The organism is uncultured Gemella sp., assembly GCF_963537375.1.
In the GTDB taxonomy this organism is placed as follows: domain Bacteria; phylum Bacillota; class Bacilli; order Staphylococcales; family Gemellaceae; genus Gemella.
Genome location: NZ_CAUTDQ010000018.1, coordinates 14211 through 39908, shown reverse-complemented (window position 1 = coordinate 39908; position 25698 = coordinate 14211). Strand labels below are relative to the sequence as shown.

Genomic DNA, 25698 nt, shown 5'->3' with positions numbered 1-25698 from the left:
TATAAATTTAAATACGGCTGATATTTATTATCAACCGTATTTATTATAGACCCAAAGTAAGGAGGGGCTTTGTTTTTTCATCAATATCTCTCTAGTTCTAATACTCCAACTTATGCAACCGTTTAAATTTTTTCTAATATTATTAAAATTTTTCTTTACAAAGTTCAGGATAAGTGATAATATAAGTTTAAGTTAACACATTAAATTTTAATAAGTCTATTTTTATATTAATTAATCAAGGAGGAGTCAACTTGAAAAAATACGAAAAGATTATAAATGACATCATTTTAAAAATACAGACTGGTATTTTTAAAGAAGGTGAACAACTCTATACAGAAAAAGAGATAAAAGAAATATATAATGTTAGTAGTACTACTGCCGTGCGTGTACTAAACGAACTAGAGTCTGCAGGATATATTTTCAGAATTCAAGGTAAAGGAAGTTTTGTTAATAAAACATTAGTTAACAAAAAAGTTCTAGTTACAGAAAATAACAACTTCCACAAACACTTTAAAGAATCAGTATCTGAGCACTCTGAAGTTATCGAAGCTGAAATTATTCAAGATAAAGAACTTTGTTCTAAATTAAAATTAAAAAATCAAAAACTTCTAAAAGTAGCTCGTATAAAATATATCGGTAATATCGCATGGGCTCACCAAACTAACTATATTCCAATAAAATATTTACCTGACGTTAATATTAATGATATAGATAGTTTCAAAGAGCTTGCTACTATGATTAGAAAAAAATATCGTATAGATATTCACCAAGAAAAATCTAAAAAAATTATGAACGTTATAGTTGATACTCCTGAAGAAATTACCAAGTTTATCGCAAAAGACGGTGAACCATGTTTTGAATTCGATAGGTACACTTACTTCGGTGATGGCAAAATTTTTGAATATGTAAAAATATATATAAATTATAAATACTACAGCTTAACCATTAAAGATTAAGCTCTGATTGGAGTTAACTATGGATAAAAAAGAAAAAATCTTAAACCAAATAAAAGGTGGAATCATCGTTTCTTGTCAAGCATTACCTGGAGAACCACTTTATGTTGAAGAAGGTGGAATCATGAAACTTATGGCACTAGCCGCAAAAGAAGCTGGAGCTGTTGGTATCCGTGCACAAGGTATCAGCGATATAGTTCAAATTAAAGAAACAGTAGACTTACCTGTTATCGGAATTATCAAGCAAAGTTACAAAGGAATGTCTCAATTCATCACAGCAACTATGAAAGAAGTGGACGACCTTGTAGAAACTGGTTGTGAAATCATTGCCTTAGACTGTACTTTACGCCCTCGTTTCGATGGAACAACAATTAATGATTTTGTTGCAGAAATCAAAGCTAAATATCCTGATATTATTTTAATGGCAGATATCGCTACTTTCGAAGAAGGTGTAAATGCAGAAAAAATAGGTGTTGATTTTGTAGGAACTACCTTAAGTGGTTACACAGAAAATACAAAAGATAGACCAAACGAAGTAGATTTAGGTCTTATAAGAAAACTATCTGAAACTATTTCTGTGCCAATAATTGCAGAAGGCCGTATCCACTACCCTGAACATGCAAAAGCAGCTTATGACGCAGGGGCATTTAGCGTAGTAGTTGGCGGAGCTATTACCCGTCCAAAAGAAATAGCAGCTAGATTTATCAATGCAGTGAAATAAGAAAAAACAACTCTGAAGAAACATTTTCAGAGTTGTTTTTATTTTTTAGCTATAATTGATGCTCTATTATCCAAGTTGATAAATCTTCGATGGTTGCTTGACTTGAAGCAATACTTAGGATAATAGTATATAATTCTTCTTGTGAGTATTCTAATTCTATTCTATTTAGAGCTAAAAAGACAAGCATAGCATGGACTCCTATCCTTTTATTTCCATCAACAAATGGATGATTTTTTACCAATCCATAGCATAATCGCGCTGCTTTTTGTTGAATTGTTGGATACATATCCTGATAATTAAATGTCTGAAACGGAGCATTAATTGCAGATTCTAACATTCCTAAATCCTTTACACCATCTAATCCTCCGAACTCAGAAATCAAGTCTTTATGAAGTAAAAGTATTTGATTGGTTGATAATTTTATCATTTCGCCAACACCTCATAAGCCTTTTTATTTTTTTTCATTAAACTTTTAGAAATTGCCAATACGTCTTCATCCGAGGCTTGTTGAGTTTTTTCAAATTCATTAAATTCTACTAAAACATATCTTGGTGCATTATTTTTCAATATAACAACTGATCCATTTTCATCTACCATTCTTGCTATCTTAGAGAAATTCTGATTTGCTTCTGTTATTGAAACCAAATTGTTTGTGTCTATATTCATACATAACACCTCCTTTTCATATTATTATAATAAAAAAATAGGATTAATTCAACCTATTTTGTGTGATTAAAAAGCTCTAATTGACACTTGATCAATTAGAACTTTTCTTTATATTACTTTTCCCAAGCACGTCCATCGATGTAGCTTGATTTTCTGTAGTTTTCTTTCATTGGTTTTACCGGCATTATTATCGATAACAGTATATATATCAATATCGGACTACCGAATGAGAAAATACACGCTAATAAGAATAGTACTCGTAAAAAACTAGCACTTATTCCAAATCTTTCACTTAAACCACTGCATACTCCAGAGACTATAGCTCCTTCATATGATTTATAAATTTTTTTATCTTCTAAAAAATTAAGAAATTTATTCCACATTTTATTTAATCCATCTATCATAATAAATTCCTCCTGACTTTATTGTTGATATTTTATTATTCTGACTTTATAAATATTATATCACACTTAAGTGATATATATTAACTATTGTACTCAGGTGACTTTAAACTAAGTTTAGATTATAAGATTTTTAATAAATATCTTAAAAATGACATTAACAGTGAAATTCTTATCAAGCATAAAAAACAAATCGTTTGCATATATATGAATCCACTAAAGATTTCATCAATATTTTTCGCCAAGAGCATCAAAAATTATTCTTATGATTCAATTATTCTAAAAAATTTCAATTGCCATTTTTGTGCTTCTAGAGCTGTTTTATTTAAATTCGTACACCAAGGTGGATAAAATCTCATAGCCATTTTTCCTTTGCTGTCTTTTGTCGAGAGAATTTTTTTACGGATAGCCTCATCATTTGGAATAATAAAAAGTCCTCTTTTATCGTTATCGATCACAACAATAACGAGTTCATTCCCTAGATCTTCTTTAGTATATGGAATGTTTTTATTTCTTGAGTCTTTTTTCCAAAAGACTGTAAAATATCCTTCTTTTTTTCGTGTTTTTTTTGCCAAGCGACATCTTTTATAGCCTTGCTCTTCCTTTATTTTGATAAGGATACCTTCGTATTTTTCATTCCACTTTTCTTTAATGAATTCAAAATCACCATAAAACTCATTTAGAACCTCAAGTATTTTCATTATGACGTATGTCCCCCTTAACAAAATTTTTTTCACTTGAATTACTACATACCCCAGGTATAATAACCCCCTCGTATGATTTATTATCTTTTTATCTTCTAAAAACTTGATTCATATTTTATTATTCTGATTTTATAAATATTATATCATATTTATATGCTATATATTACTTCTTGTACTAAGGTGACTCTAATATAAGTTTATATTATAAGATTTTTAATAAATATCTCCAAAACCATATTATCTGTGAAATACTTATCTTAAAAAATAAAAGAACACTCCGAAGAATGTTCTTTTACTTTTTGACAAGAGTCTTAAGGGATGGACGGCGTACCCATCATCTCAGGTACTCTATAAAAGAGTGTGTAGAGAGCCTTTTCTACTTCAATAAGACTTTTTCTATTTTTATGTTATAACAAATATTTTGGTTTGTCAAAATACTTGCCATTTATCCCCCTTTTTATAACTTTTCAATTTTCCTTCTTGACAAGTGAGTGTTTACTCACTATAATATTAAACATAAGGTGAGCAACTACTCACTAGAGGTTTAAAATTTAATTTCCCATGGGATATTTCTTAGCACCTATCGTGAACTACACTTTAATAATCGAGGTTCTAAAAATATCAGGTGAACTAATATCCCTCAAATAATCTCAGCTATATTTTTTTATTTATGGAGTCAGTGTTCACTCACTCTTGAAAAGAAAGGTGATTCTTATGAAAAAATTAATACAAATTACTTCATTATCAAAAAGTTTCGGAGATCAAACAGTCCTTGACAATATTGATTTCAACCTAGAAAAAGGTGAGATTGTCGGTCTTATTGGCCCTTCTGGAGCTGGAAAATCAACATTAATAAAAACAATGCTCGGTATGGAAAAAGCGGATAAAGGTGAAGCACTTGTTCTAGATAACAAAATGCCAAAAAGAGAAATTCTTTCTAATATTGGATATATGGCACAAAGCGATGCCCTTTATGAAATGCTTACCGGCTACGAAAATTTAGAGTTCTTTGGAAGAATGAAAGGTGTTCCTTCAAAACAACTAAAAGAAGAAATAGCTTATGTATCAAAAATAGTCGACCTAACCGATCACTTGAAAAAATCAGTATCGAATTATTCAGGAGGTATGAAACGAAGACTTTCACTCGCTATTGCTCTAATCGGTAGCCCTGAGTTACTTATACTCGATGAACCCACAGTCGGTATAGACCCTAGCCTTCGTCGTAACATTTGGAAAGAATTGTTCAAGCAGAGGGATAACGGTGTTGGAATCCTTGTGACGACTCACGTAATGGACGAAGCAGAACTTACCGATAAAGTGGGACTTCTTCTTCGTGGTGATATTATAGATTTTGATACACCAAAAAATCTAAAAGAAAAAAATAATGTTGCTACTATCGAAGAAGTATTCTTAAAAGTGGAGGAAAAATAAAATGAGAATTTTAACTATTTCAAAAAGAGTTTTTAAGGAGTTTTTTAGGGATAAAAGAACTTTGGCAATGATGTTCGTTGCACCGATTTTTATAATGTGGTTAATCAGTATAGTCTTTTCAGCAAATACAAATTCTGAAATTACTGTAGCTTCTGTAAATACTCCTCAAAGTGTCGTATCTGTAATGAAAGATATCGACAACGTTTATCTACAGGAATATCAATCAAAAGAAGCTGCTGAAGAAAAATTAAAAAATAATGAGATTGATACTGTAATTTCTTACGATAACAATACTTATACGGTAACTCACGCTAATATAGATTCTACTAAAACTATGCAAGCTCAACAAGTTTTAAAAAGTTCTATAAAAGCATCAGAAGTAAAAAACTTGGTAGAAGTTGTTAAAAAAGTAAATCCTAAATTAGGTGAAAGCAAACAAGAACCTGAAGTTAAAGAATATTATAACTACGGTAATGCAGATTCAACATTTTTCAATAAAGTTGCACCTACTTTAATCGGCTATATCCTATTCTTCTTCGTGTTTCTAATATCTGGTATGGCTCTACTAAAAGAACGTACTAGCGGAACTCTAGATAGACTTTTAGCTACTCCAGTAAAAAGAAGCGAAGTTGTTCTAGGATATGTGCTATCTTATAGCTCATTAGCTGTAATTCAAACTATTATCGTCACTTTATCATCTATATATTTATTAAATATTGAAGTTGCTGGAAATCCGTTTTATGTTATAATAGTTAATGTATTACTAGCAATGGTTGCCTTAACATTAGGTTTACTAATCTCTACAATTGCAAAATCAGAATTCCAAATTATGCAGTTCGTTCCAGTAATAGTCATTCCTCAAATGTTCTTTTCAGGAATAGTATCTGTTGAGAGTATGGGGAAAATCGCTGTCTATATTAGTAAAATCCTACCTGTTACGTATGCTAGTGACGGTTTAAGCAAAATAATTTTAGAAGGTAAAAATCTTCTTGCGATTAAAAATGATATCGTTGTTCTACTTGCACTTTGCATCCTTCTAATGATCCTTAATATTCTAGGCTTAAAACGATATAGAAAAGTTTAAAAAACAATAGGAGACTCTTATGACTGAAAATATCTTACAATCTTACTTTAGTATATCTCATAACGAAACCTTTCCACCTGGTAAGAAAAAAACAATAGAAGCTGCGATTAAATTATTCTCAAAACAAGGATATCATGGGACATCTACGCTTCAAATCGCTAAAGAAGCAGGCGTTAGTCAAGCAACTGTATTCAAATACTTTAAAACTAAAGAAGATTTATTATATTCAATAATAGTCCCTGTTATTCCTAAATTATTTTTAAATTTTCTAAAAAGAATTCAAAATACTAATTCACTTGAAGATTTAATAAGTTACGTTGTTGAAGATCGTATGGTTTTCCTAAAAGAGAATAAGGATACTGTAAAAATAGTATTCTCAGAGATATTAACAAACGAGAATTTAAAAGCACAACTTATCAATTCTTTAAAAGTAGTCTTTGCAGAAATAAATTTTAAAGACATATTACAAAAACATAAAGAAAACAATCCTGAAATTAACGAAAAACTATCGCCAGCCGAAGTCATTCGTTCATTCGCAGGACCTATCAGTACCTACTCAGTCCAAAGATTTATTCTTTTTGAGAATATTCCATGCCCTACTGAGGAGCATGATTTACAATTTATTAAACAACAAATCTATAAAAACTTAACACGATAATAAAAAAAGAGGAGCTTGGTATTTTCCAAGTTCCTCTTTTTTTCTACTCACCTAATCTAACTACCTTATCACAGATTGATAATGTTGATTTATTATGTGAAATTATTATTGTTATCTTATCTTTTTTACTTTCTTCTAAAGCTTTTAGCACTTCGATTTCACTGAAGATATCGATGTTCGCTGTTGCTTCATCAAGAATTAGAAGTTTACTGTCATTATAGAATGAACGCGCTACTGATAAACGTTGTTTTTGACCTGAACTTATGTTCGAACTTCTCTCTCCAACGATCTCATTTTCGCGACGTTTCAAGTTATCCACAAAACCTCTTAAATTAGTTTTTCTTAATGATGCATCCAACTCTTCTTTATCCAAATCTTTTTCAAAGAAAGTGATGTTATCTTTAATTTTTGCATTGAATAAGTAACTATCTTGTAGTATTATCGAACTATTTTCTCTAAAGTAACGATTATCTATGTCTCTTAGCTCAACACCATCGATAGTGATATTACCTTCCATATTTTCATCTGAGATGAATTTCATAATAAGTTTCGCTATTGTAGATTTACCGCATCCACTAGGTCCACTTAATCCGATAATTTCGCCTTTTTTCACTTCGAAGCTTAGATTATCCACTACAGTATTATCAGCGTATCTATATGTTAAATTATCAACTTTAAGTTCATTAAAATCAACAACTACTCCACTATTTTCCGCTTCTTCCGGCGTATTCATAAGCTCTAAAAATCTCTTTCCACTAGCCATCGTCTGACTTAATGTTGAAGCAAGATTCCCCATGTATAAAATAGGAATAAACGATACGATAAACATCGCAACTAATGAAACAGTTACGAACTGACTATCAAGTGAAGATGCCACGTAGATAAATGCCAACACCCCGATATTGTAAGTTACAACATTTAGAGTATTTAAATCTACTAAGAATTTGTTTTTAAGATATGAACTTCTTGTCAGTTCTTCAGTTTCCAAATCGATATTACGTTTTGCTTCATCAATTTTTCCATATTGTAATGTTTCAAAAATTCCGTAAGCTTCTTCTGATGAATTGTTGTTTACTTGAGTTAGTTTACGACGATAATTTTCACCAACATCTTGCCCCACATTTCTAAAACTTAACGGATACACAAGTCCGATTACGATATAGACTATTAAAGCTACTAATGCTAGTTTCACGCTAAAGAATAGTAAGAAGATACTAACCACTAAACTTTGTACGATATAAATCATAAACGGTGTTATCGTGTGCGCGTAGAAAACTTCTAATAATTCAATATCAGTAGTAATCATCGTCATATAATCACCTGAAGTGTTTTTTGTAAAACTATCGACAGATATACGTTTGAATTTTTCTAAAACTTTAACACGTAAGGCATGTAATACTTTGAATGCTACATAGTGATTTAAAAGTTGCTCAGTATAACTAAATAACCCTTTTAGTACAGCTAAAGCAAAAATCACGATAAATAAAATCGCAGCTATTGTTGTTATTTTCGTTAAAAAGAATAACGAAATAAAGTAGGTAAATACGACAAGCGTTAAGTGCCCTAAACTCCCGAATAGAGTCGCTCTAAGTAATGGACGTTTAAACTCTTGAGCAATAGCTAAAAGTTGTTTTAATTCTCTTAATGATGTCATTACTCTACCTCCTTAGCTAAAAATTTTGATTTCAGTTGTTGTTGATCTGTGAATAATTTTCTATACAGAGAATTTTCTACAATCAGTTCATCATGTGTTCCTTCCTCGATAATTTTCTTATCTTTTAGAACATAGATATTATCTGAATTTGTTATCGTCTCTAAATCGTGAGAAATAACTATAATAATTTTTCCTTCTTTTATTGAATCGAAGGCATTAAGCACGATTTCTTTACTGTAATCATCAATATTCGATACAGCTTCGTCAAGTATATACAAGTAAGAATCTTTTAGTATTGCTTTTGCTGCAAGTAGCCTTTGTTTTTGACCACCAGAAAGGTTCGCAGCTCCTATCGCAAGCTCATAATCTAGACCTCCGTGTTCTTCAACAAAATCTTTAAGATTAACTTTTTCTAAAGCATTGTACATTTCTTCTTCAGTTATATTTTTGCGAACACTTAAATGCTCTCTCACAGTACCTTTAACTAAGTAACTATCATTAGTAATAAGTGTCGTAATTTTAGCCATCTCTCTAGTAGGGATACTATCAATATTGAAGTTGTCGTATTTTATACTTCCGCTATAATTAGAATTTAAACCTAAGATTAGTTTGATAATAGTAGACTTACCACTTCCACTTTCTCCTACTAATGCTGTTTTCGTACCAGGTTTAAATAGCATATTGATATTTTCTAAAGTCGTCTCCTCACCATAAGAGAAACTTACATTGTTCAAAACAATATTTTTCCCAGCTTCTACCTTGATAGTTTCATCTTTTTCCTGCTCCGGATGATCAAGAAGTTTGTAGATATTATCTAACTCAACATTCCCTTTCATCGAAATGTGGAACAATCCTCCTAAAGCACGTAGCGGTTTAAAACATTCTAATGTAGCAACAATAACAAAAACTATAAGCTTCTGATCTTTCACCGCAAAGATAGCGATAATTGATAAGATAAAAATAGAAACATAAGTAATAGCATCCATCACATTAATAGAATTAAGTTGGTGACGAAGTAATGCCATAGTCGATTTTCTATATTTTGCACTACGAGTATCAACATCACTCGCTACGTTATCTTCTTTACCATAAATTTTTGCAGTTGTGAAACCTGATAATCTATCGTAGAATACTTCAGATAAACTTAAGAAATCGCTGAAATTCTTTTTATTAGCCTTTTTCGATTTCTTAATAATAATCATAATAGACACAGGAATAAGCGGATATAGTAATAACATCGCTATAAACAACAGAATATGAATCTTCCCATAAATAACAAACGAGCTAAGCACAATAAACAATGTCGCAAACATCTGCGGTACAAACTTATTGAAATAAAATTCAATATTCACGATTGATGAAGAGTTCATCACAAGAAGACTACCAGTATTTACTGCTTCTGTGTAATTTAGTGAAAGTTTTTCTACTTTGTTGTAAATTTCTTTTCTTAATGTATTTCTAACCTGTTTAGAAATTTTGTGACTGAAGTAATTATCCCCAGTTGTAGCTGCATAATACACTACTAAACCTACTACCGTTTTCAAGATAAACCCTAATACAGCACCGCTTCTACTCTCTTCACCTAGTGAATAAAATAGAAAATCTACGAAGTTGTAGATAAAAAATAGCGAGCACCAAAAGGCAACAAGTTTAAGAATCGCTACGAGATATACTTCTCTTTTGATATTAAAGAGAGCCATCGCTCTACCATCTATCTTCATAATATCTCCTTATTTAATTTCTTATTTAGATTTATTTTACACGAAAAGAGTAAAATTATAATATCAGATCTGGGTTGTTTCTTATAAAAATTCAATATTCACTCTTTTTATGAAAAAGGCTCTAGCTACCTTTATTGATATTTATTATCAATTATTATTATACTATATAGCTAAATTAAAAGATAGCTTTCTTGTTTATTGTTACGAAAATGTTCAAAAATATAGAGAAAGTTCGGGAAATGGGGTTTCAGGTTTATGCTTAGGTATTTAAAATTTTATATGAGTGTGTTTCCTGGAAAGACAAAGATTGTGATTTTTCTTTTTGGGTTGTAATTGTTGAGTGGACATCTTATTCGTGATTTATTCCTTGTATGTCCATCGGAAAAAGACAGCGACTTGGTTTTATCATTCTGCTGAATCGCTGTCTTTATATTTACATACTAAATTCTTCTTGTAATAATTTTCTCACAGTTATTTCTTTCTTTTTCTATAATTCTATGATATCATATCTTCAAAGGAAGGGCGAACAGTTGGGACATCGTCCACCCTTTTAGAAAATATTAAAGATTACTTACGCTTTGGGTTGCCGCCCTTAGCGTTTTTCTTTTACTCCTGAAAATATTTTAAAATATCAATCCTGTATAGCTCTTTTTTATTACTTTTGTTCTTACATCTCCCATTTTGTAAGAACAAAAGTCCATACCTACACAATAAAAAAGAAGGTTCAAGATTATTTTAAATCTTACCTTCTTTTTTATTTAATCATCTAGCTACCTAGTGTTATTACTTTATCCGCTAAGTTTTCAATTTTTTCGCTATTTCTATGAGTTATCATAATAACTGTAGAATCTTTGTCTTTTAATATTATTTCCTCAATGTCATCTGCCAACTTGCTGTCTAAGTTCGCCGTACCTTCATCGATTATGAATACATCTTTTTTATGATATAAACTTCTCGCTAATCCTAATCTTTGTAGCTGTCCACCTGATAAAGCTAAGTTTTTATTGTCTAGTATTGTATTTTCTTTTTCTTCTAAATTATCAATTACATCGACTAACTTACAATTTTCCAGAACTTCTCTAAATAGTTTGTCGTTATATTCTTTGTTTAAAATAATATTATCTTTGATCGATAAATTTAGAAATTGTACTTTTTGATTCATAGTAGAAATCGCTGATTTAATATCGAATTGTTTTAATTCTCTATTATCCCATTCTACGCTACCTTCATAATTTTTCAAATCACCATTTAAAATATTTATTAATGTTGATTTTCCACTACCACTTTTACCTTTTATTAAGTACTTCTTGTTTTTCTCAAAAGTTAAATTAGGAAATTCTACCGTTTTATCTGGATAGTTATATTTAACATTAGAAACTACAATCGCCTTATCTAATTTTTCGACTCTCGGTAAACTTTTCTCTTCTTTAATTTCTGGATACTTACTCAACAACTCATTTGCAGAAGCGAAATTCGGATATAGTTCAATTACTTTTGTCAATCCTCCAAAGAATTCCCCTGTATAACCTGATATCGCAAATATCATCGCAAATTCAATATACCCTTTATATGCGAAATATCCCGCTATGAAAATCAATGCGATTTGGTTACCTGCATTTAATGTCACATTCAATCCTTGTAAAGTCATAATAGATTTTTTTCTATTAACTTTAGCATTTTTTATATTTTTTGAACCTACATTTACAATTCTATCTAATAAATTCAACGCAGAAAAGTTGTTTAGCATTTCTGAGCTAGCCAACGCATTCTCTAAATCCTTATTGAAATCTTCTGTAGCTTTTGAAATGTCTTTTGTCGTTGTTTTTATCGCTTTGTTGAAATACTTAGGTAGAACCATCATTAATAAAGACAATGCAAGTGAGATAATAAATAACGTAATATTCACCTTAAGTAATACAATTGTTGAGATAACAACTAAAGATATACTGTAAATCGCAAATAAACAATTAGCCGCATATTGCTCAAACTGCTGGATATCAGTAGTATTTAAAGCTATACATTCTGCTCCATTATTATGTTTCTCATTATAGATTAACTTTTTCTTAAAATCCGCAATTGCTGTTTTTCTAAGACTTGTTGAAAAATTTTGAATCAATTTTTCAACGTATATCGCTCTGAAATAACCAAATGTATTTAAAGCAACATATATCAACATAACCGCAATAGTCGCCAATACCATGAATCTTAAGTTTTTATCTACCATAGCCTGGATAATCAAACTAAATCCGTAAGACGTCGCAACCTGTGCTGCTGCGCATAATACCGTAATAATAAATACTAGTATGCTATATTTTTGTTTAAATAATAACTTAAACATGCTCTTCACCCCTTACACTATAGTTTAAAGTCTTTTTTTCCGACTTTAAAAGTATATTTATTGTGTAAATTTTATCAGAGATAACAGAGATAGTCAACACTATATGTATACATTTTAAACACTATTGTGTTTTATTTGTAATAATATCTTTCTAGTTTATTGATTTACAAGTATATTTATAGTATTATTATAGTAATATTTGATTAATTCTCAGGAGCGGATAAACTTTGAAACTTAAATTAGCTGACTTAATAAAAACTAAAAGAAAATCACTAAATATGTCTCAAAAAAAATTAGCTGAAGGTATTTGTACTCAAACTATTATCAGTAGGTTAGAAAAAGGAGAAGTTACTCCTTCTATAGATATATTTTTCAAAATCATAAAAAAATTAAATATTCCAACTAGTGAAATAGAAGCATTATTTGATATCGATACTAAAGATTACCAGCCTTCACAATTCAAAGTTAATGAACTTATGGAATTACTTTATAAACGAGATTATAAGACACTAGATTTTGTTTTATCTTCCATCGATAAAAGCACTCTTGATTCAGAAAGTATTTTATATTTTGAATGGTTTCAAGCTATCACAACATATCACATTAAAAATCAACTAGATCTTGCGATTGAAAATCTAAAAACATTAATAGCAAAAGTAGAAGCTGGTTCTATCTTATATTGCGATATCTGTAATACTTTGGGAAATTTTTATTCAGAAAAAGAATTATTTGAAGATGCTCTTCTTTGGTATGAAAAAGTTTTATCATACATAAAAATTATTCAAAATACAAGTTCTGAACAGCCCTTCTATTATTCTATTGCACGCATCTATGGTATTTTAAATAAATTTAATGACGCAACATATTGGAACTCTATCGCTATTACTAAAGCTCTAGAAAATAAATCATTTTACCTTCTGGGAGATAATTATTATTTACAAGCACGATTATTTGAGGAGCAAAAACTTATTGAAGATGCTATTAACTCTTGTAATAAATCTATTAGTATATTCTCATTAGAAAATAATGAAACTATGAGGTCTTTAACATTATCTTATCTTTCTTATCTAAAAGAAAAAAATAGTAAAGAACCTCAACAATAATCCTCTTATTTGGGCAATATGTCTTAAAAAGAAAAAAGGAGCAACTCAACAAAATCATGATTTCGAAGAAATCAATTTTGTCGAGTTGTCTCCGCACAGTTTATTAAAATCTACAAACTTTTATAAAGCAAATTTAGACATCAATAAACTACCTTGTCTATAAGTTCTCATATAAATTTTTTTATTAGGAAAAACTGTCCTTTTTACGTGTATTGCATTTTAGTCGAATTTCTATAACCTTAAAAGATAATTCCATCGAATTTACGTTGTTATTGCAATTTATCCTAAGTATTATTTTTTACTTCAACTATAAATATTTTTCAAATTTTTGAACAGATACTCCTAATTCTTCACATGCATCCTCTTTTGTTATTATACCTTTTTTTACTAAGTTTACTACTGTGCTTAATCTTCCTTGCTCAATTCCTTGTTCCAACGCTTGTTCTTTTTCTTCTTTAACATAAGCTAGGTGTGCATAATATCCATCAAAGTCTCTTCTTCTCTCGTCAAACATACTCTTCTCCTCCTTAGTCCATTCTCTCGGATTTATTATACTGTCTGCTTGTTTCATTATGTTTTCTGGTTCATGTGTAAATGGTTTATTTCCGAAAAATTCTATCCAACGTACTTTTTTGTAATTTTCCGTTGTGTTTTCAGTATATTTTTCTATTTCTAAAAACACCATTCTAACTAAATTTCTTTTCTCTTCTATACCTTTAAATTTAACTTTTAATTCTTCACAATTATTATCATCTCTCATACTAAATGAATGAATCGCTCGATTGTCATTAAAATACGGTTTCTCTGTTATCGCTATCGCATAAACCGGTATTAATTCTTGAGATAAATAATGAGTGTTTACTCCCTCTTTCTTATACTCATCTAAGTTTTGCGATACTTGTTCGCAAATGTACAACCACAATCTTTTTATAAAATCAACCTGCATGGCAACTTGGATTTCTATAATAACCTGCGTTCCATCATCTAATTCTGCCAGTACATCTACGTGCGTTACATATGGGAGCAGCTCTTTATATGGCTTAGCATGTATCTGAGTTCCATCTAGAATTTTTACATTAGTTACTGGTAAATCCAATAAATCTCTAACGAATTGAGCCGTCACCTCAGTATTACTAAATACTTTTTTCGCTACTAAGTCCATCATTGGACGTGTATCTTTATTTCTTATGTTTTCCATTTTGAAAACCTCCCTATTTATTATTTTTTTCATAATTAATTTAATTTTTCATAATCCCAGTTAATTTCTTACCTTCATTATACTCTACGGAGATTATTTTTTCTAATAATAACATTAGTCTTACCATAACTTTTCCAAACCCCTGCTATTTCACAAAACGAAAAAACTCCAGAATTTCCTCTGGAGTTTATTTTCGTCTATTCTTTTATAATTCTATAATAAATTTTTGATGTTATTGCATAAACTATTAGATAGAAGATTGCGAAGACTACGATTGTCACAGCAAGTGCTTGTAAGAATATGCTACTATCTGTTATTAAGAATAATCTTAAGATTTTCTCAATAAATGGATATGCTACTATCGTGTGTAGTGTCGCTATAATTAGGGGTGAGAAGAAGATTAACAGTACTTGTGATCTGATTGATTGTTTAATCTGTTTATCTGTAATACCTACTTTTCTCATGATTTCAAAGTTACCTTTATCTTCATAACCTTCTGAGATTTGTTTGTAGTACATGATTACCACTTGGCTTATTACGAAGATAAAGCTTATGAACACCCCGATGAATAGGAATGATGCGAATACTCCTCTGAATGTAATTTTGTTTTCTTCTTTACCTTCTATTGATACACTCTCTCCTTTTTCTAATTTTTTGAAACTTTCGATTACCTTAGCTTCTCTATCTGTATCTTTAATATTAAATGCAACATAGTTTTGAACTGTAGGTGCTCCTGTTTCTATGCTTATTCCTCTTTTAGCTGCATCTTGTTTATTTAGTTCCGCATATTTTTCTTCTAATTTCGCAGCAATTTTTTCCGCTTCTTTGTTATCTTTTACAATAACATAGTAAGTATCCATAATATTCGCCGAATCTGAACCAATTGTTCCTGGGAACTCTGCTAATTTTTCTTTAACTTTATATTCAATTCCATTTAAAGAAATAGTTTGGTGATTATATTCGCCTTTTTTATCAACATGTAAGAAAACCTCGTTATTTTCTAATGTTTTATTTTTATTGGCAAATTTATTATAATCTTTCAGTTGTAAAACAACTATCATTTTTACATTAGCTAAATCAACCCCTAGATTAGATTCAAAATTAAATTTATCTTCAACTAATCTTCCTACCATAGGTACTGAATTGTATGATACTAGATCTTGTACTTCAGTTCCCGCTTCTTTAGCTGCTACTTTTACATTATTTTCGATTTCTTTTAGTTTATCACTAGTAGAATGATAACCTGCGATCATTAATTGTCTTGGGAATCTTTCATTATAAGATTTTTCCATACCTGCATATAACGCCGATGTTGATCCCATAGTTACAAGAACCATAGTAGATAATATACAGATATTCGCTAATCCTACTGCATTTCTCTTCATTCTGTATAATAAACCAGAAACACTGATGAAGTTTTTAGGTTTATAGTAGAAATTTTTATTATTTTTCATGATTTTTAGTACTGTAATACTTACTGCCATGAACACTAAATATGTACCAATAATTACCGCAACTACCGCGAAGAAGAATACTGTTAATGCTTTTATAGGATTTTGTACAGTTTGTGCTGTGTAATATCCATAGCCGATTAATGCTAAACCAATTATCGCTAGAATCCATCTAGATTTCGGTTCTTTTTCACCTTTATTTTCATCTTTTAATAAAGCTACAATTCTAAGTCTAGCTATTTTTATAACAGTATAAAGTAATAATAAGAAGTATATTCCTCCAAATAATAATACTGAGAATACTATAGCTATCGGCGTTATGCTGAACCCAAAGCTAACTCCCGCTGAGAATAATTTCAATAATACTAACAACATAAGTTTATCAAAAATTATTCCTAATCCAATTCCTAACACTATTGTAGTTACAGCGATAAAAATTGTTTCTAACACTAAGATTTTAGCTATTTGTTTTTTCGTCATACCTAAAACAGAATACAATCCGAATTCTTTTACTCTACGTTTTACTAGAAAACTGTAAGTATAAAATAGGAAAATTACAGAGAACAGCGCAATTACAATAATCCCGAAGCTTAATACCTGTTTTGTCGCATCGATACCATTTGGAAGTTTGTCTAAATTATCCCCAAAAGCTAGAGATGATAGTATGTAAAATGACATTATTGTAAAAATTGCTGATAATACATAAGGTATTATAAATTTTTTATTTTTTACAAGGTTGTTTAAAGCAAATTTGCTATAAAAGAAGCTCATCTTACTCACCTGCCTGCATTAAAGTTAACGTGTCATTAATTTTTTGGAACATCTCACTCGTAGTCGCATTTCCTTTTCTAAGTTCATGGAAGACTACCCCGTCTTTAATAAATAATACACGTTTAGCACGAGCTGCTGTTTTCACAGAGTGCGTAACCATAATTATTGTTTGTCCCGCATTATTTAGTTTTTCAAATACTTCTAATAGTTGATCTGTTGATTTTGAATCTAGCGCTCCTGTCGGTTCGTCCGCTAAGATTAATGCTGGATTCGTAATAATCGCACGAGCTACCGCTACCCTTTGACGTTGACCACCAGATACTTCATATGGAAACTTGTTGATTAATTTATCAATTCCTAAAGGTTTAGTTACTTTCTCTAATCTTTTTTCCATATCTTTATATTTTTTATTAGCCAGTACTAACGGTAATAAGATATTATCTTTTATAGAAAAATTATCAAGTAGATTGAAATCTTGGAAGACAAATCCTAGATTGTCACGACGGAAATTCGCTAGGTCTTTATCTTTCAATTTGCTTAAATCTAAATTGTTTAAATTCACATTTCCTGACGTTGCTTTATCGAATGTTGCAATAATATTTAATAAAGTAGTTTTACCACTTCCACTCTCTCCCATAATCGCTACATATTCACCATTATCTACTGCGAAATTTACATTTTTTAACGCTTCTGTACTTTGTGTACTTAATCTTGTTGTATAAACTTTTCTTACATTGTTAACTTCTAATAACATTTTTATCACTCCTGAATTCTTTTTATCTTATCTTCCTAGTTCGAACTTTTCTACAACTTCCTCGTTGTTTATATTTATATTCTACCTTACTTTTCTTACAGATTCTATCGATTTTCCTTACAAAAAAGCTCCCAACCTTACACTTTTGTAAGATTGGGATATTTATTACTTTTTATTTGATTTCAAATACTTTATCAACTTTATTTCCTGGGAAATTATAATCTCAATATATCTGTAAATCTTTGTTCAGAGTTGCTATCTAGTCTGTGCGTTATTAGAATTACCGTTAATTCTGGATTAGTTAATAGAAGTTCTTCTATTTTTTCTGCATTATCCTTATCTAAATTAGAAGTTATCTCATCTAACAGCACTACTTTTTTCTCTCTAATAATTCCACGAGCCAGGGCTATTCTTTGTTTTTGACCGCCTGATAAATTCTTACCACCTTCTACAAGCTCAGTATCTAAGCCATCCGCAAGACTTGCCAGAAACTCACCTAGTCCTACACTTTCTAACACGTCTTTAACTTTATCATCAGCATAATCATCACCTAGTGTTATATTAAATCTTAGACTTTCTGTAAAAATATACGGTTCTTGCGGAATATATAGCATCTTATCATACAGGCTATGCTTATTAAGACCATCTAGTTCTTCACCATTAAATTTAATTGCACCTTCATAATTTTCTATTCTTCCAGTCAATAATTTTAACAATGTAGATTTCCCACTACCACTTTCTCCAACAATAGCGTATTTACCATATTTATTAAATGTATACAAAATGTTTTTCAATACATTTTTCTCTTCATATTTATAAGAAACATCCTCTAATTCTATAGTGTCAATTTCTTCATTTAATGATTTTTTACCAGTATCTTTGTCATTAATTGCCTTAGCCTCTTCTTTGAATTTCTCGAATTTCTCAAAGATCGGCACTACAATATTTAACTCTACCGTAATATTCATAATATTTCCTACTGAATTAAAAATCGTAGATGTTAGTGATTCTACGGTTAAAATAGATCCAAAGCCTACAATATTTTTCAGCGCCAGTATTCCTGTTAGTAATACTACACCAACTTGCCCTACTAAATTTCCTAAACCACCTAGAACTCCAGCTAATCCGACACTTTTTCTTAAAGACACTGATTCTTTTAATACTTCATTAGAAGAAGTTGCTACGATTTTTTTCAAAATTCCTAGTTTATTGAAAGATAATAAACTATCGAATCCCCGTAAGTAATTTGTGTTTTTACTTATTAAGTTTTCTAACGAGCCTGAGTATCTCTGAGCTTTATTCTGAATAGATTTTTGCGCAAGAGCTGGTAATACTAATGTAAGAACACTCATTACTATAGAAAAGACGATAATCGACCAGTGGAATGCAAGCAGTCCGACTATAGCTATAAGCGTCTCTATTATCGCTGTAATACTTTGATAAAAATTACCAAATCCTTTTTCCTCAACAATCATCAAATCATTACTAAGCCATGATATGTAATCACCGCTATTTTTCTTATTAAAATTAGCATAGTTATTTTTAGAAATTGCATCAACGACATCACATCGAATGTCAGTTATCATTTTTTGCACTACATAGTTTTCATACGGGATTTTTATATAAAGAGAAACTAAAAATAATAAAAACACGATACCCGCATAGGCTATATTATAGAAAAAACCATCGGTATTCGATTTAATTAATTCGTTAAATCCATCCCCTATAAAATACGCAGCGACAACCTTACATGCTCCCCCAAATATAATTAGTAAAAGCAACAAACTATTTTCTAAATATCTTTTCTTTAAATACTGCTTCATCTTTTCCCTCCTTATACCTTACTAATATTCTATCAAATATACCTAATTTAAACAAGATAGTTTTCAGATAATTTATTTTATTTATTAGAAAATATTTTTTCTTTATTATAATATATATATATATATATCAAGTGGCTTTCTAGATATCTAATAAACCACTGAAGAAAGTAACTCGACAAAATCGTTTTTCTTCTAACTCATGATTTTTGAGTCACTCGCATATATCAAGTAGCTTCTGTCGAGGTTACAACTAACTTACTTTAGGAGTTTATCAATTTATATCTAGTCTCACTTGTGAAATTAAAAAATCCCCTTAAAAGTTAAATTCATAATCTAACTCTCAAGAGGATTTCTTATTAACTTATTTATATTTAATCCCTTAAAGTATCTTCTTTCGGGAATGTGATTTCTATCCTAGTTCCTTCTCCTACTTTTGAAGAAATTTCAATATGATGACCTAGTTTATCTAGAGTTTTTTTACATAAGTACAAACCTAACCCACTAGATTTTTTTTCGTATCTTCCATTAAAACCTGTAAAACCTTTTTCAAAAATTCGAGGTAGATCTTCTTCTTTAATACCCATACCATTATCTTCTATAACCAGTTTATTTTCACAAATTTCTATTGTAATTTCTCCACCGGCGCTAGAGTACTTCACACTATTACCTAGTATTTGTTCAAAGGCAAAGCTCAACCATTTTTTATCACTAATTACCATTGTTTCATGTGAAACATAATTTAATTTTATCTTTTTATTAATGAAGATAGTTGCATATTTTTTTACACTATCTTTCACCACTTCATCAAGATCAATCTTAGTAATAACGTAATCCGACGATATACTATCTAATCTTATGTACGTTAAAACCATCTCAACATATCGTTCTATTTTAAACAGTTCTTGCTGTAAGATTTTTTGATCTACTTCTTCATTATCCAATAGAAAATTCATCGCAGCAATCGGCGTTTTTATCTGATGAACCCACATACTGTAATAATCAACCATGTCTATATTTTTTTGTCGATTTTCCTGAGTTAATTTCTCCAACTCTTCATATAATTTCTCTATAATTTTATGATAATAGTCTATCCTAATATCCAAACTTTTCGGCAGAGCTTCTAGGTCATTTAGTATATTTTGCTCCAAGAAATTTAGTTTCTTATAACTTTCTTTATAATTAATAAAATCAGAAAAACTAGCTACCAAAGCTGCTAAAAAACAAAAACTTCCTGTATAAATTAGCGCCTCAAGTGGTAAATTATACAAGTAGAACATAATAAAAAATATAAGAATGAAAACTATAAATAAAATATAAACCTTTATGTTTTTCTTTAAATAACTTTTTAATATTTCCATTAGACGATATATCCTTTACCTTTTTTAGTCGTAATAAATTCATCTATTCCTATACTTTTTAACTTAGCTCTCAGCCTATTTATGTTAACCGATAGGGTGTTTTCATCGATGAAGTTATCACTTTGCCACAAGGCTGTAATTATTTCTTCTCTCGTTACTATTTTTTCTCTATTTTCCAGTAATACTGTAAGAATTTTACTCTCGTTTTTAGTAAGTTCAACAAGATTATCTTTAAATTTCACTTCATCACGACTCATATCAAAAATTACATCTTTATATACTACAAGATTCGAAGATCCACTAAAATTATAAACACGACGAAGTAGGGCTTCAATTTTCGCCTTTAGCACTACTAATTTAAATGGTTTTTCTATAAAATCATCTGCACCGATATTCATTGCCATAACAATATTCATATCATCATTCGCAGATGAAATAAAAATTATCGGTACTTTCGACAATTTTCTAATCTCCTCACAGAAATAATAACCATCAAAGTAGGGGAGATTAATATCCATTAATACTAAGTCCGGGGATTGTTCCACGAATTCTTTAACTACATTTTGAAAATCTACAACTTCATGCGTAGCATACTGCCATTTTTGTAGATATCCTGCAATAGAATTAGAAATTATCTCATCATCTTCTACTATCATTACTTTATACATACGTTCACCCCTTAACTACTATTATTATTAAAATTATATCATAAACACTCCACTTATGATATATCTTATAAAATATATCATTCACCTGTTTTTTGCAAAATAAAAAGCAGAGATTGTCTAGGAAGGAGTTTAACTGAAATTTCCACGCTGCCTCGCTTCTATTTCATACTCCTAAACAACCTCTACTCAAAAAGAGAAAATTGTGGATTAAGATATTATTTTAAATATATAGTATTAAAATAAATGGCTGTCAAGGGTGTTTAGTAATCTGTCTTAATCCACAAATTTTAATAAAATATTAATTATTTTAAATTATTGTTTCTCGTGAAACTTTTCTCTTAGATATTTTCTAATGCTAAACGTAAATCTTCGATTAAGTCATCTGCATTTTCTAGACCGATTGATAATCTAATTTGCGCAGGAGTAATTCCTGTGTATTGTAATTCTTCTGGACTTAATTGACCGTGTGTAGTTGAAGCAGGGTGGATTGCTAAACTTTTCGCATCAGCTACATTCGCTAAGTTAGAAAAGATTTCTAAACTATCAATTACTTTACGTGCTGCTTCTTCTCCACCAACTACATCGAATGAGAAGATTGAACCACTACCTTTAGGTAGGTATTTTTTAGCTAATTCATAGTATTTATTTCCTTCTAATCCAGGGTAGTTGATTGATTCTACTTTAGGGTGTTTAGCTAAGAAGTCTAATACTTTCTTAGTATTTTCCACATGGCGTTCCACTCTTAGAGATAATGTTTCTAATCCTTGTAATAATAGGAATGCGTTGAATGGTGATAATGCTGCTCCTGTGTCACGTAATAATTGTGTTCTTACATTTGTGATAAACGCAGCCGCTCCTACGTCTCTTGTATAACTTAAGTTGTGGTAACTTGGATCTTCATCTACTAATTGAGGGAATTTTCCGCTACCTTCCCAGTCGAATTTACCACTGTCTACGATAACTCCACCAATTGATGTACCATGTCCTCCGATGAATTTAGTCGCTGAGTGTACGATAATATCTACACCGTGGCTAAATGCATTGATTAAGTACGGACTAGCAAATGTATTATCTACTACTAATGGAATTTTGTGTTTGTGAGCAATTTCAGCCCATTTTTCTAAATCTGCTACGTTTACTAATGGATTTCCTAAAGTTTCTACAAATAATGCTTTAGTTTTATCTGTAATAGCTTGTTCAATTTCTTCAAAGTTGTCTGGATCAACAAAAGTTGCATCTACTCCATAACGAGGTAATGTAAGTTTTAATAGGTTGTAAGTTCCTCCATATACTTTTTTAGAAGATACAATGTGATCTCCCGCATGCGCTAATGTTAAGAATACATATGTAGTTGCAGCCATTCCTGAAGCTACAGCTAATGCTCCAACTCCACCTTCTAAAGCGTTAATTCTTTCTTCAAAGACTGCAGTAGTAGGGTTTGTAATACGAGTATAAATATTCCCAGATTTTCTTAATGCAAATGAATCTGCAGCATCTTGTGTATCATCGAAAACGAATGATGTTGTTTGATAAATCGGTACAGCTCTTGCTTTTGTGTCTCCAACTGTTTGTCCTGCGTGTAATTGTAATGTTTCAAAACTAAATTTTCTTGTCATAATATGGTTCCTCTTTTCTACGTTTTAATAAGTTTTATGTTTTAGATAATAAAAAAACACCCCTATTGCTTATGCAATAGAGGCGAGTATCTTAATTCGCGTTACCACTCTAATTTATACTAACCTTGCGATTAGTACCTTATTCAGTACATGTTTATACTGTGTGCTATATCGTTCAACTCACGTGTTTACCTATTAGATAAACAAAACTCTAAGACCATTTTCAATTAATCTTCACCTTGTTATTTCACACCTTCCAATAACTCTCTGTTGTAGCTACGTATTAATCTACTTATCTTTTCAACGTTTTATATTAAATTTAAACTCATTGTACACCTGTTTTATATATTTGTCAATAACTTTTTTAAAAAAATTAAAACGTTTTATTTTTCTTCTATAAGATGTTAAACAAAAAATCTTATAAAAATATTTTAATTTATTTATTATTTAAGAAATAAAAATCTAGTAAAACTATTTATTTTAATTTAAGAAATGATATTTTTTTATTTTTTCGTGTAAAATTTAAAAATAAGGGCAAACTTACTGAAAAATAAAGAAAAAAAGGGGAATAAATATCAAAAAAATAATATAAAATTAGAAAAAAGGTGTAAATATAAAATAAAGTAAATAAATACCTGCGAAGGAAGCGAAAAAAGGAGAAGGAGGTAGATGAAAGGAATTTTAACTGGATGCGGTTGATCCAAAAGTACTAGATTTAAAAATAGTTTACACGAAAACTCATAGACGCAGTGGTTTATTGATATCTAAATTCGATTTATAAAAGCTTTTTAGATATCTAATAAACTTTGCGGGGGTGACTCTATAAAATCGATTTCTACGAAATTCACGATTTTTGAGTCACTCCCTTAATACTTCCCTTCATTTCCTTTTATTTCTTTAATCATAAATTGCACCTCCTTTTCTCTAAAATACTATTTAATAATCTTCTTTCCAACTACATACATTTTGTCCCTTCTTCATACACCTCTTTTCCCTTTTTTACATTCTCTGTCTCTCCATCGATTCATTTACACATCTTTTCCTCTTTTTTATGATATAATAACAGTAATAACACTCATATTACTATATGATTATCCTAGGAGGTTTATATGGAATTCACTAAAACAAATAATGGTTTCGTTAAATATGATGAACAGGGTAGGGTAATTGCTGAAATTACTTATTCTACTACTAGCAATCCTAATGTAGTTGTCGCTGACCACACTTTTGTTGATTCATCACTTCGTGGCCAAGGTGTAGCAGGGAAGCTATTAGACGCTCTTGTTAAAGATATGCAAGAGCAAAACAAAAAAATTATCGCAACTTGCTCTTATGTCGTTAAAAAATTCCAAGAAGATTCTTCTTTCGATTTTATTAACGCTGAAAAATAGTTTTTTAAAAGCAGGAAATTGATTTGTTCAATTTCCTGCTTTTCTTTTTTATAATATTAACTGATATTATTATTTTTATATTTTATTTTTATTTTACATTCTAGTTGCATTTACGTGGCATTATTTAATAATGTTATTATTTTAGTATTCTACAATGTGTAATTGTCCTTTATCATATTCTGCTAAGAATATTTTCGAAGTGTCTTCATATCCCATTTCTAATAAAGTTTCTTTTAGCCATTCTTCTGTCTTATCCATCGATTCCAATGTGTTAATTTGAATATTACCATCTGTAATTATTGGATACTTAGGATTCTCATCGCCTTCTAATACTATGATTAATTGTCCATTTTGTTCTAACACGGCTCTTTTAACTTTTTTAATACTATATACTCCCTGACTTCTTAGTTTGAACGCTAAATCATGAGCAGTCAAACCACTCTTTCTTGTAGCTTCTACATCTATTTTTCCATTTTTCACCACGGTAATCGGTTCTCCATCTACTATTTTTTTGAAGAACATATTGTTTGTTTTCAACCATTTTTGAATAAGTACTAAAATAACCCATATTAATAGGATATTTATATACTGTAGGATTGAGATTGCTGGATTATAAATTACACCACCAATAATTCCCCCGAGCACGTAGTTTTGCACCTGATCACTCGCTGAAGATGGTGCTAAATTACCTTTACCAGAAACATTAATTACGAACACTAATGATAGTAATCCTAACGCTAATTTAATTGCTAAATCAATGTATGAAAGTTGCATTATTTTTTCACCTCTACTTTTTCTACTACTGGATCTACTAGTTCAATTTTTTCTAATAGGTACTCATCTTTTTTACCACTACTTATTACTCTATAGTAAGTATCATCGATTTTCACGAATGAATGTTCTATTGATGCTTCACTATTAATATAAATACGTGTTTTTTCTATATTTAAGTGTTCTGCTATTTTATCAATGAATTGAACTGAACTTCTATATTGATTAGAAGAAATAGATTTATCTTTGTAGTTTGTTATACTTACCGTTATCGTTAATAATGTTCCTAATACCAGTATTATTGATAACTCTCTATATTTTGTGTCTTGTTTATTCTTATAATATTTAACTAAACTGAACAACAATACTAAAAGTAGTAATCCTACTATTACAATTCCTACTAAATTATTTTGTTCTATTTTACTTTGTAAGTATTCGTAAGAATAAAATTTCATCGTTTTTC

General features: G+C 30.0%; 24 protein-coding genes and 1 other annotated feature. Of the genes, 8 read left to right on the top strand and 16 right to left on the bottom strand.

Annotated elements, in window-relative coordinates; all coding sequences use genetic code 11:
* Window positions 1-251 precede the first annotated feature (251 nt).
* Window positions 252-956, top strand: coding sequence for a GntR family transcriptional regulator (locus RYK99_RS05010; protein ID WP_314990699.1), 705 nt, complete (start codon window positions 252-254; stop codon window positions 954-956).
* A gap of 19 nt (window positions 957-975) precedes the next feature.
* Complete coding sequence (locus RYK99_RS05005; protein WP_314990697.1) at window positions 976-1674, top strand: N-acetylmannosamine-6-phosphate 2-epimerase; 699 nt, start codon at window positions 976-978, stop codon at window positions 1672-1674.
* Window positions 1675-1723: 49 nt separating this feature from the next.
* Here RYK99_RS05005 and RYK99_RS05000 read toward each other — a convergent pair whose 3' ends face one another.
* The 4 genes from RYK99_RS05000 to RYK99_RS04985 all read right to left on the bottom strand — a co-directional run bounded on the left by RYK99_RS05000 (window position 1724) and on the right by RYK99_RS04985 (window position 3442).
* A complete protein-coding gene (locus RYK99_RS05000) occupies window positions 1724-2101 on the bottom strand; it encodes a type II toxin-antitoxin system death-on-curing family toxin (protein ID WP_314990695.1) in 378 nt (125 codons plus the stop codon).
* Window positions 2098-2340, bottom strand: coding sequence for a type II toxin-antitoxin system Phd/YefM family antitoxin (locus RYK99_RS04995; protein ID WP_314990692.1), 243 nt, complete (start codon window positions 2338-2340; stop codon window positions 2098-2100). Before RYK99_RS04995 ends, RYK99_RS05000 begins: the two co-directional genes overlap by 4 nt.
* A 113-nt stretch (window positions 2341-2453) precedes the next feature.
* Window positions 2454-2744 (bottom strand): PspC domain-containing protein, encoded by a 291-nt coding sequence (locus tag RYK99_RS04990; protein ID WP_314990691.1) that lies wholly within the window; start codon window positions 2742-2744, stop codon window positions 2454-2456.
* Between the two features lie 260 nt (window positions 2745-3004).
* The gene (locus RYK99_RS04985) at window positions 3005-3442 is read right to left on the bottom strand and encodes a MepB family protein (RefSeq protein ID WP_314990689.1); all 438 of its coding nucleotides are present in this window, start codon (window positions 3440-3442) and stop codon (window positions 3005-3007) included.
* Between the two features lie 717 nt (window positions 3443-4159).
* Between RYK99_RS04985 and RYK99_RS04980 the strand changes: the two genes are divergently transcribed.
* From RYK99_RS04980 to RYK99_RS04970, 3 genes are read left to right on the top strand one after another with little or no spacing between them, the layout of a single operon-like run.
* The gene (locus RYK99_RS04980) at window positions 4160-4876 is read left to right on the top strand and encodes an ABC transporter ATP-binding protein (RefSeq protein WP_314990688.1); all 717 of its coding nucleotides are present in this window, start codon (window positions 4160-4162) and stop codon (window positions 4874-4876) included.
* 1 nt (window position 4877) lies between these two features.
* Entirely contained in the window at window positions 4878-5960 is a 1083-nt protein-coding gene (locus RYK99_RS04975; RefSeq protein ID WP_314990686.1) for an ABC transporter permease, read from the top strand.
* 19 nt (window positions 5961-5979) lie between these two features.
* On the top strand, window positions 5980-6618 hold the full coding sequence (locus RYK99_RS04970) for a TetR/AcrR family transcriptional regulator (protein ID WP_314990684.1): 639 nt from the start codon (window positions 5980-5982) through the stop codon (window positions 6616-6618).
* Window positions 6619-6661: 43 nt separating this feature from the next.
* On the opposite strand, the gene RYK99_RS04965 is transcribed toward RYK99_RS04970, so the two are convergent.
* Both RYK99_RS04965 and RYK99_RS04960 read right to left on the bottom strand, forming a co-directional pair.
* Window positions 6662-8272, bottom strand: coding sequence for an ABC transporter ATP-binding protein (locus tag RYK99_RS04965; protein WP_314990682.1), 1611 nt, complete (start codon window positions 8270-8272; stop codon window positions 6662-6664).
* A complete protein-coding gene (locus tag RYK99_RS04960) occupies window positions 8272-9993 on the bottom strand; it encodes an ATP-binding cassette domain-containing protein (RefSeq protein ID WP_314990680.1) in 1722 nt (573 codons plus the stop codon). The genes RYK99_RS04965 and RYK99_RS04960 overlap by 1 nt, the downstream gene beginning before the upstream one ends.
* A gap of 109 nt (window positions 9994-10102) precedes the next feature.
* On the opposite strand from RYK99_RS04960, the gene RYK99_RS04955 reads away from it, so the two are divergent.
* A complete protein-coding gene (locus RYK99_RS04955) occupies window positions 10103-10264 on the top strand; it encodes a hypothetical protein (RefSeq protein ID WP_314990678.1) in 162 nt (53 codons plus the stop codon).
* 495 nt (window positions 10265-10759) lie between these two features.
* Here RYK99_RS04955 and RYK99_RS04950 read toward each other — a convergent pair whose 3' ends face one another.
* Complete coding sequence (locus RYK99_RS04950; protein ID WP_314990676.1) at window positions 10760-12331, bottom strand: ABC transporter ATP-binding protein; 1572 nt, start codon at window positions 12329-12331, stop codon at window positions 10760-10762.
* 227 nt (window positions 12332-12558) lie between these two features.
* On the opposite strand from RYK99_RS04950, the gene RYK99_RS04945 reads away from it, so the two are divergent.
* Window positions 12559-13434, top strand: a complete 876-nt coding sequence (locus tag RYK99_RS04945; RefSeq protein WP_314990674.1) for a helix-turn-helix transcriptional regulator — start codon at window positions 12559-12561, stop codon at window positions 13432-13434.
* Window positions 13435-13741: 307 nt separating this feature from the next.
* On the opposite strand, the gene RYK99_RS04940 is transcribed toward RYK99_RS04945, so the two are convergent.
* The 7 genes from RYK99_RS04940 to RYK99_RS04910 all read right to left on the bottom strand — a co-directional run bounded on the left by RYK99_RS04940 (window position 13742) and on the right by RYK99_RS04910 (window position 23073).
* Window positions 13742-14632, bottom strand: a complete 891-nt coding sequence (locus tag RYK99_RS04940; protein ID WP_314990672.1) for an Rpn family recombination-promoting nuclease/putative transposase — start codon at window positions 14630-14632, stop codon at window positions 13742-13744.
* A gap of 197 nt (window positions 14633-14829) precedes the next feature.
* Window positions 14830-16854 (bottom strand): ABC transporter permease, encoded by a 2025-nt coding sequence (locus tag RYK99_RS04935; RefSeq protein WP_314990670.1) that lies wholly within the window; start codon window positions 16852-16854, stop codon window positions 14830-14832.
* Window position 16855: 1 nt separating this feature from the next.
* Window positions 16856-17608 (bottom strand): ABC transporter ATP-binding protein, encoded by a 753-nt coding sequence (locus tag RYK99_RS04930; protein ID WP_003147441.1) that lies wholly within the window; start codon window positions 17606-17608, stop codon window positions 16856-16858.
* A 215-nt stretch (window positions 17609-17823) separates the two neighbouring features.
* On the bottom strand, window positions 17824-19431 hold the full coding sequence (locus RYK99_RS04925) for an ABC transporter ATP-binding protein (RefSeq protein WP_314990668.1): 1608 nt from the start codon (window positions 19429-19431) through the stop codon (window positions 17824-17826).
* Window positions 19432-19802: 371 nt separating this feature from the next.
* Window positions 19803-20789 (bottom strand): sensor histidine kinase, encoded by a 987-nt coding sequence (locus RYK99_RS04920; protein WP_314990666.1) that lies wholly within the window; start codon window positions 20787-20789, stop codon window positions 19803-19805.
* Window positions 20789-21457 carry a response regulator transcription factor gene (locus RYK99_RS04915; protein WP_314990664.1) on the bottom strand — a complete coding sequence of 223 codons (669 nt, stop codon included), beginning with the start codon at window positions 21455-21457 and terminating at the stop codon, window positions 20789-20791. Before RYK99_RS04915 ends, RYK99_RS04920 begins: the two co-directional genes overlap by 1 nt.
* A 338-nt stretch (window positions 21458-21795) precedes the next feature.
* Window positions 21796-23073 (bottom strand): O-acetylhomoserine aminocarboxypropyltransferase/cysteine synthase family protein, encoded by a 1278-nt coding sequence (locus RYK99_RS04910; protein WP_314990662.1) that lies wholly within the window; start codon window positions 23071-23073, stop codon window positions 21796-21798.
* A 75-nt stretch (window positions 23074-23148) separates the two neighbouring features.
* Window positions 23149-23386 (bottom strand) — a binding site (T-box leader).
* 796 nt (window positions 23387-24182) lie between these two features.
* On the opposite strand from RYK99_RS04910, the gene RYK99_RS04905 reads away from it, so the two are divergent.
* Entirely contained in the window at window positions 24183-24464 is a 282-nt protein-coding gene (locus tag RYK99_RS04905; protein WP_314087060.1) for a GNAT family N-acetyltransferase, read from the top strand.
* A gap of 141 nt (window positions 24465-24605) precedes the next feature.
* On the opposite strand, the gene RYK99_RS04900 is transcribed toward RYK99_RS04905, so the two are convergent.
* Window positions 24606-25238, bottom strand: a complete 633-nt coding sequence (locus RYK99_RS04900) for a DUF421 domain-containing protein (RefSeq protein WP_314990660.1) — start codon at window positions 25236-25238, stop codon at window positions 24606-24608.
* Window positions 25238-25690, bottom strand: coding sequence for a DUF3290 family protein (locus RYK99_RS04895; RefSeq protein WP_314990658.1), 453 nt, complete (start codon window positions 25688-25690; stop codon window positions 25238-25240). Before RYK99_RS04895 ends, RYK99_RS04900 begins: the two co-directional genes overlap by 1 nt.
* Window positions 25691-25698 lie beyond the last annotated feature (8 nt).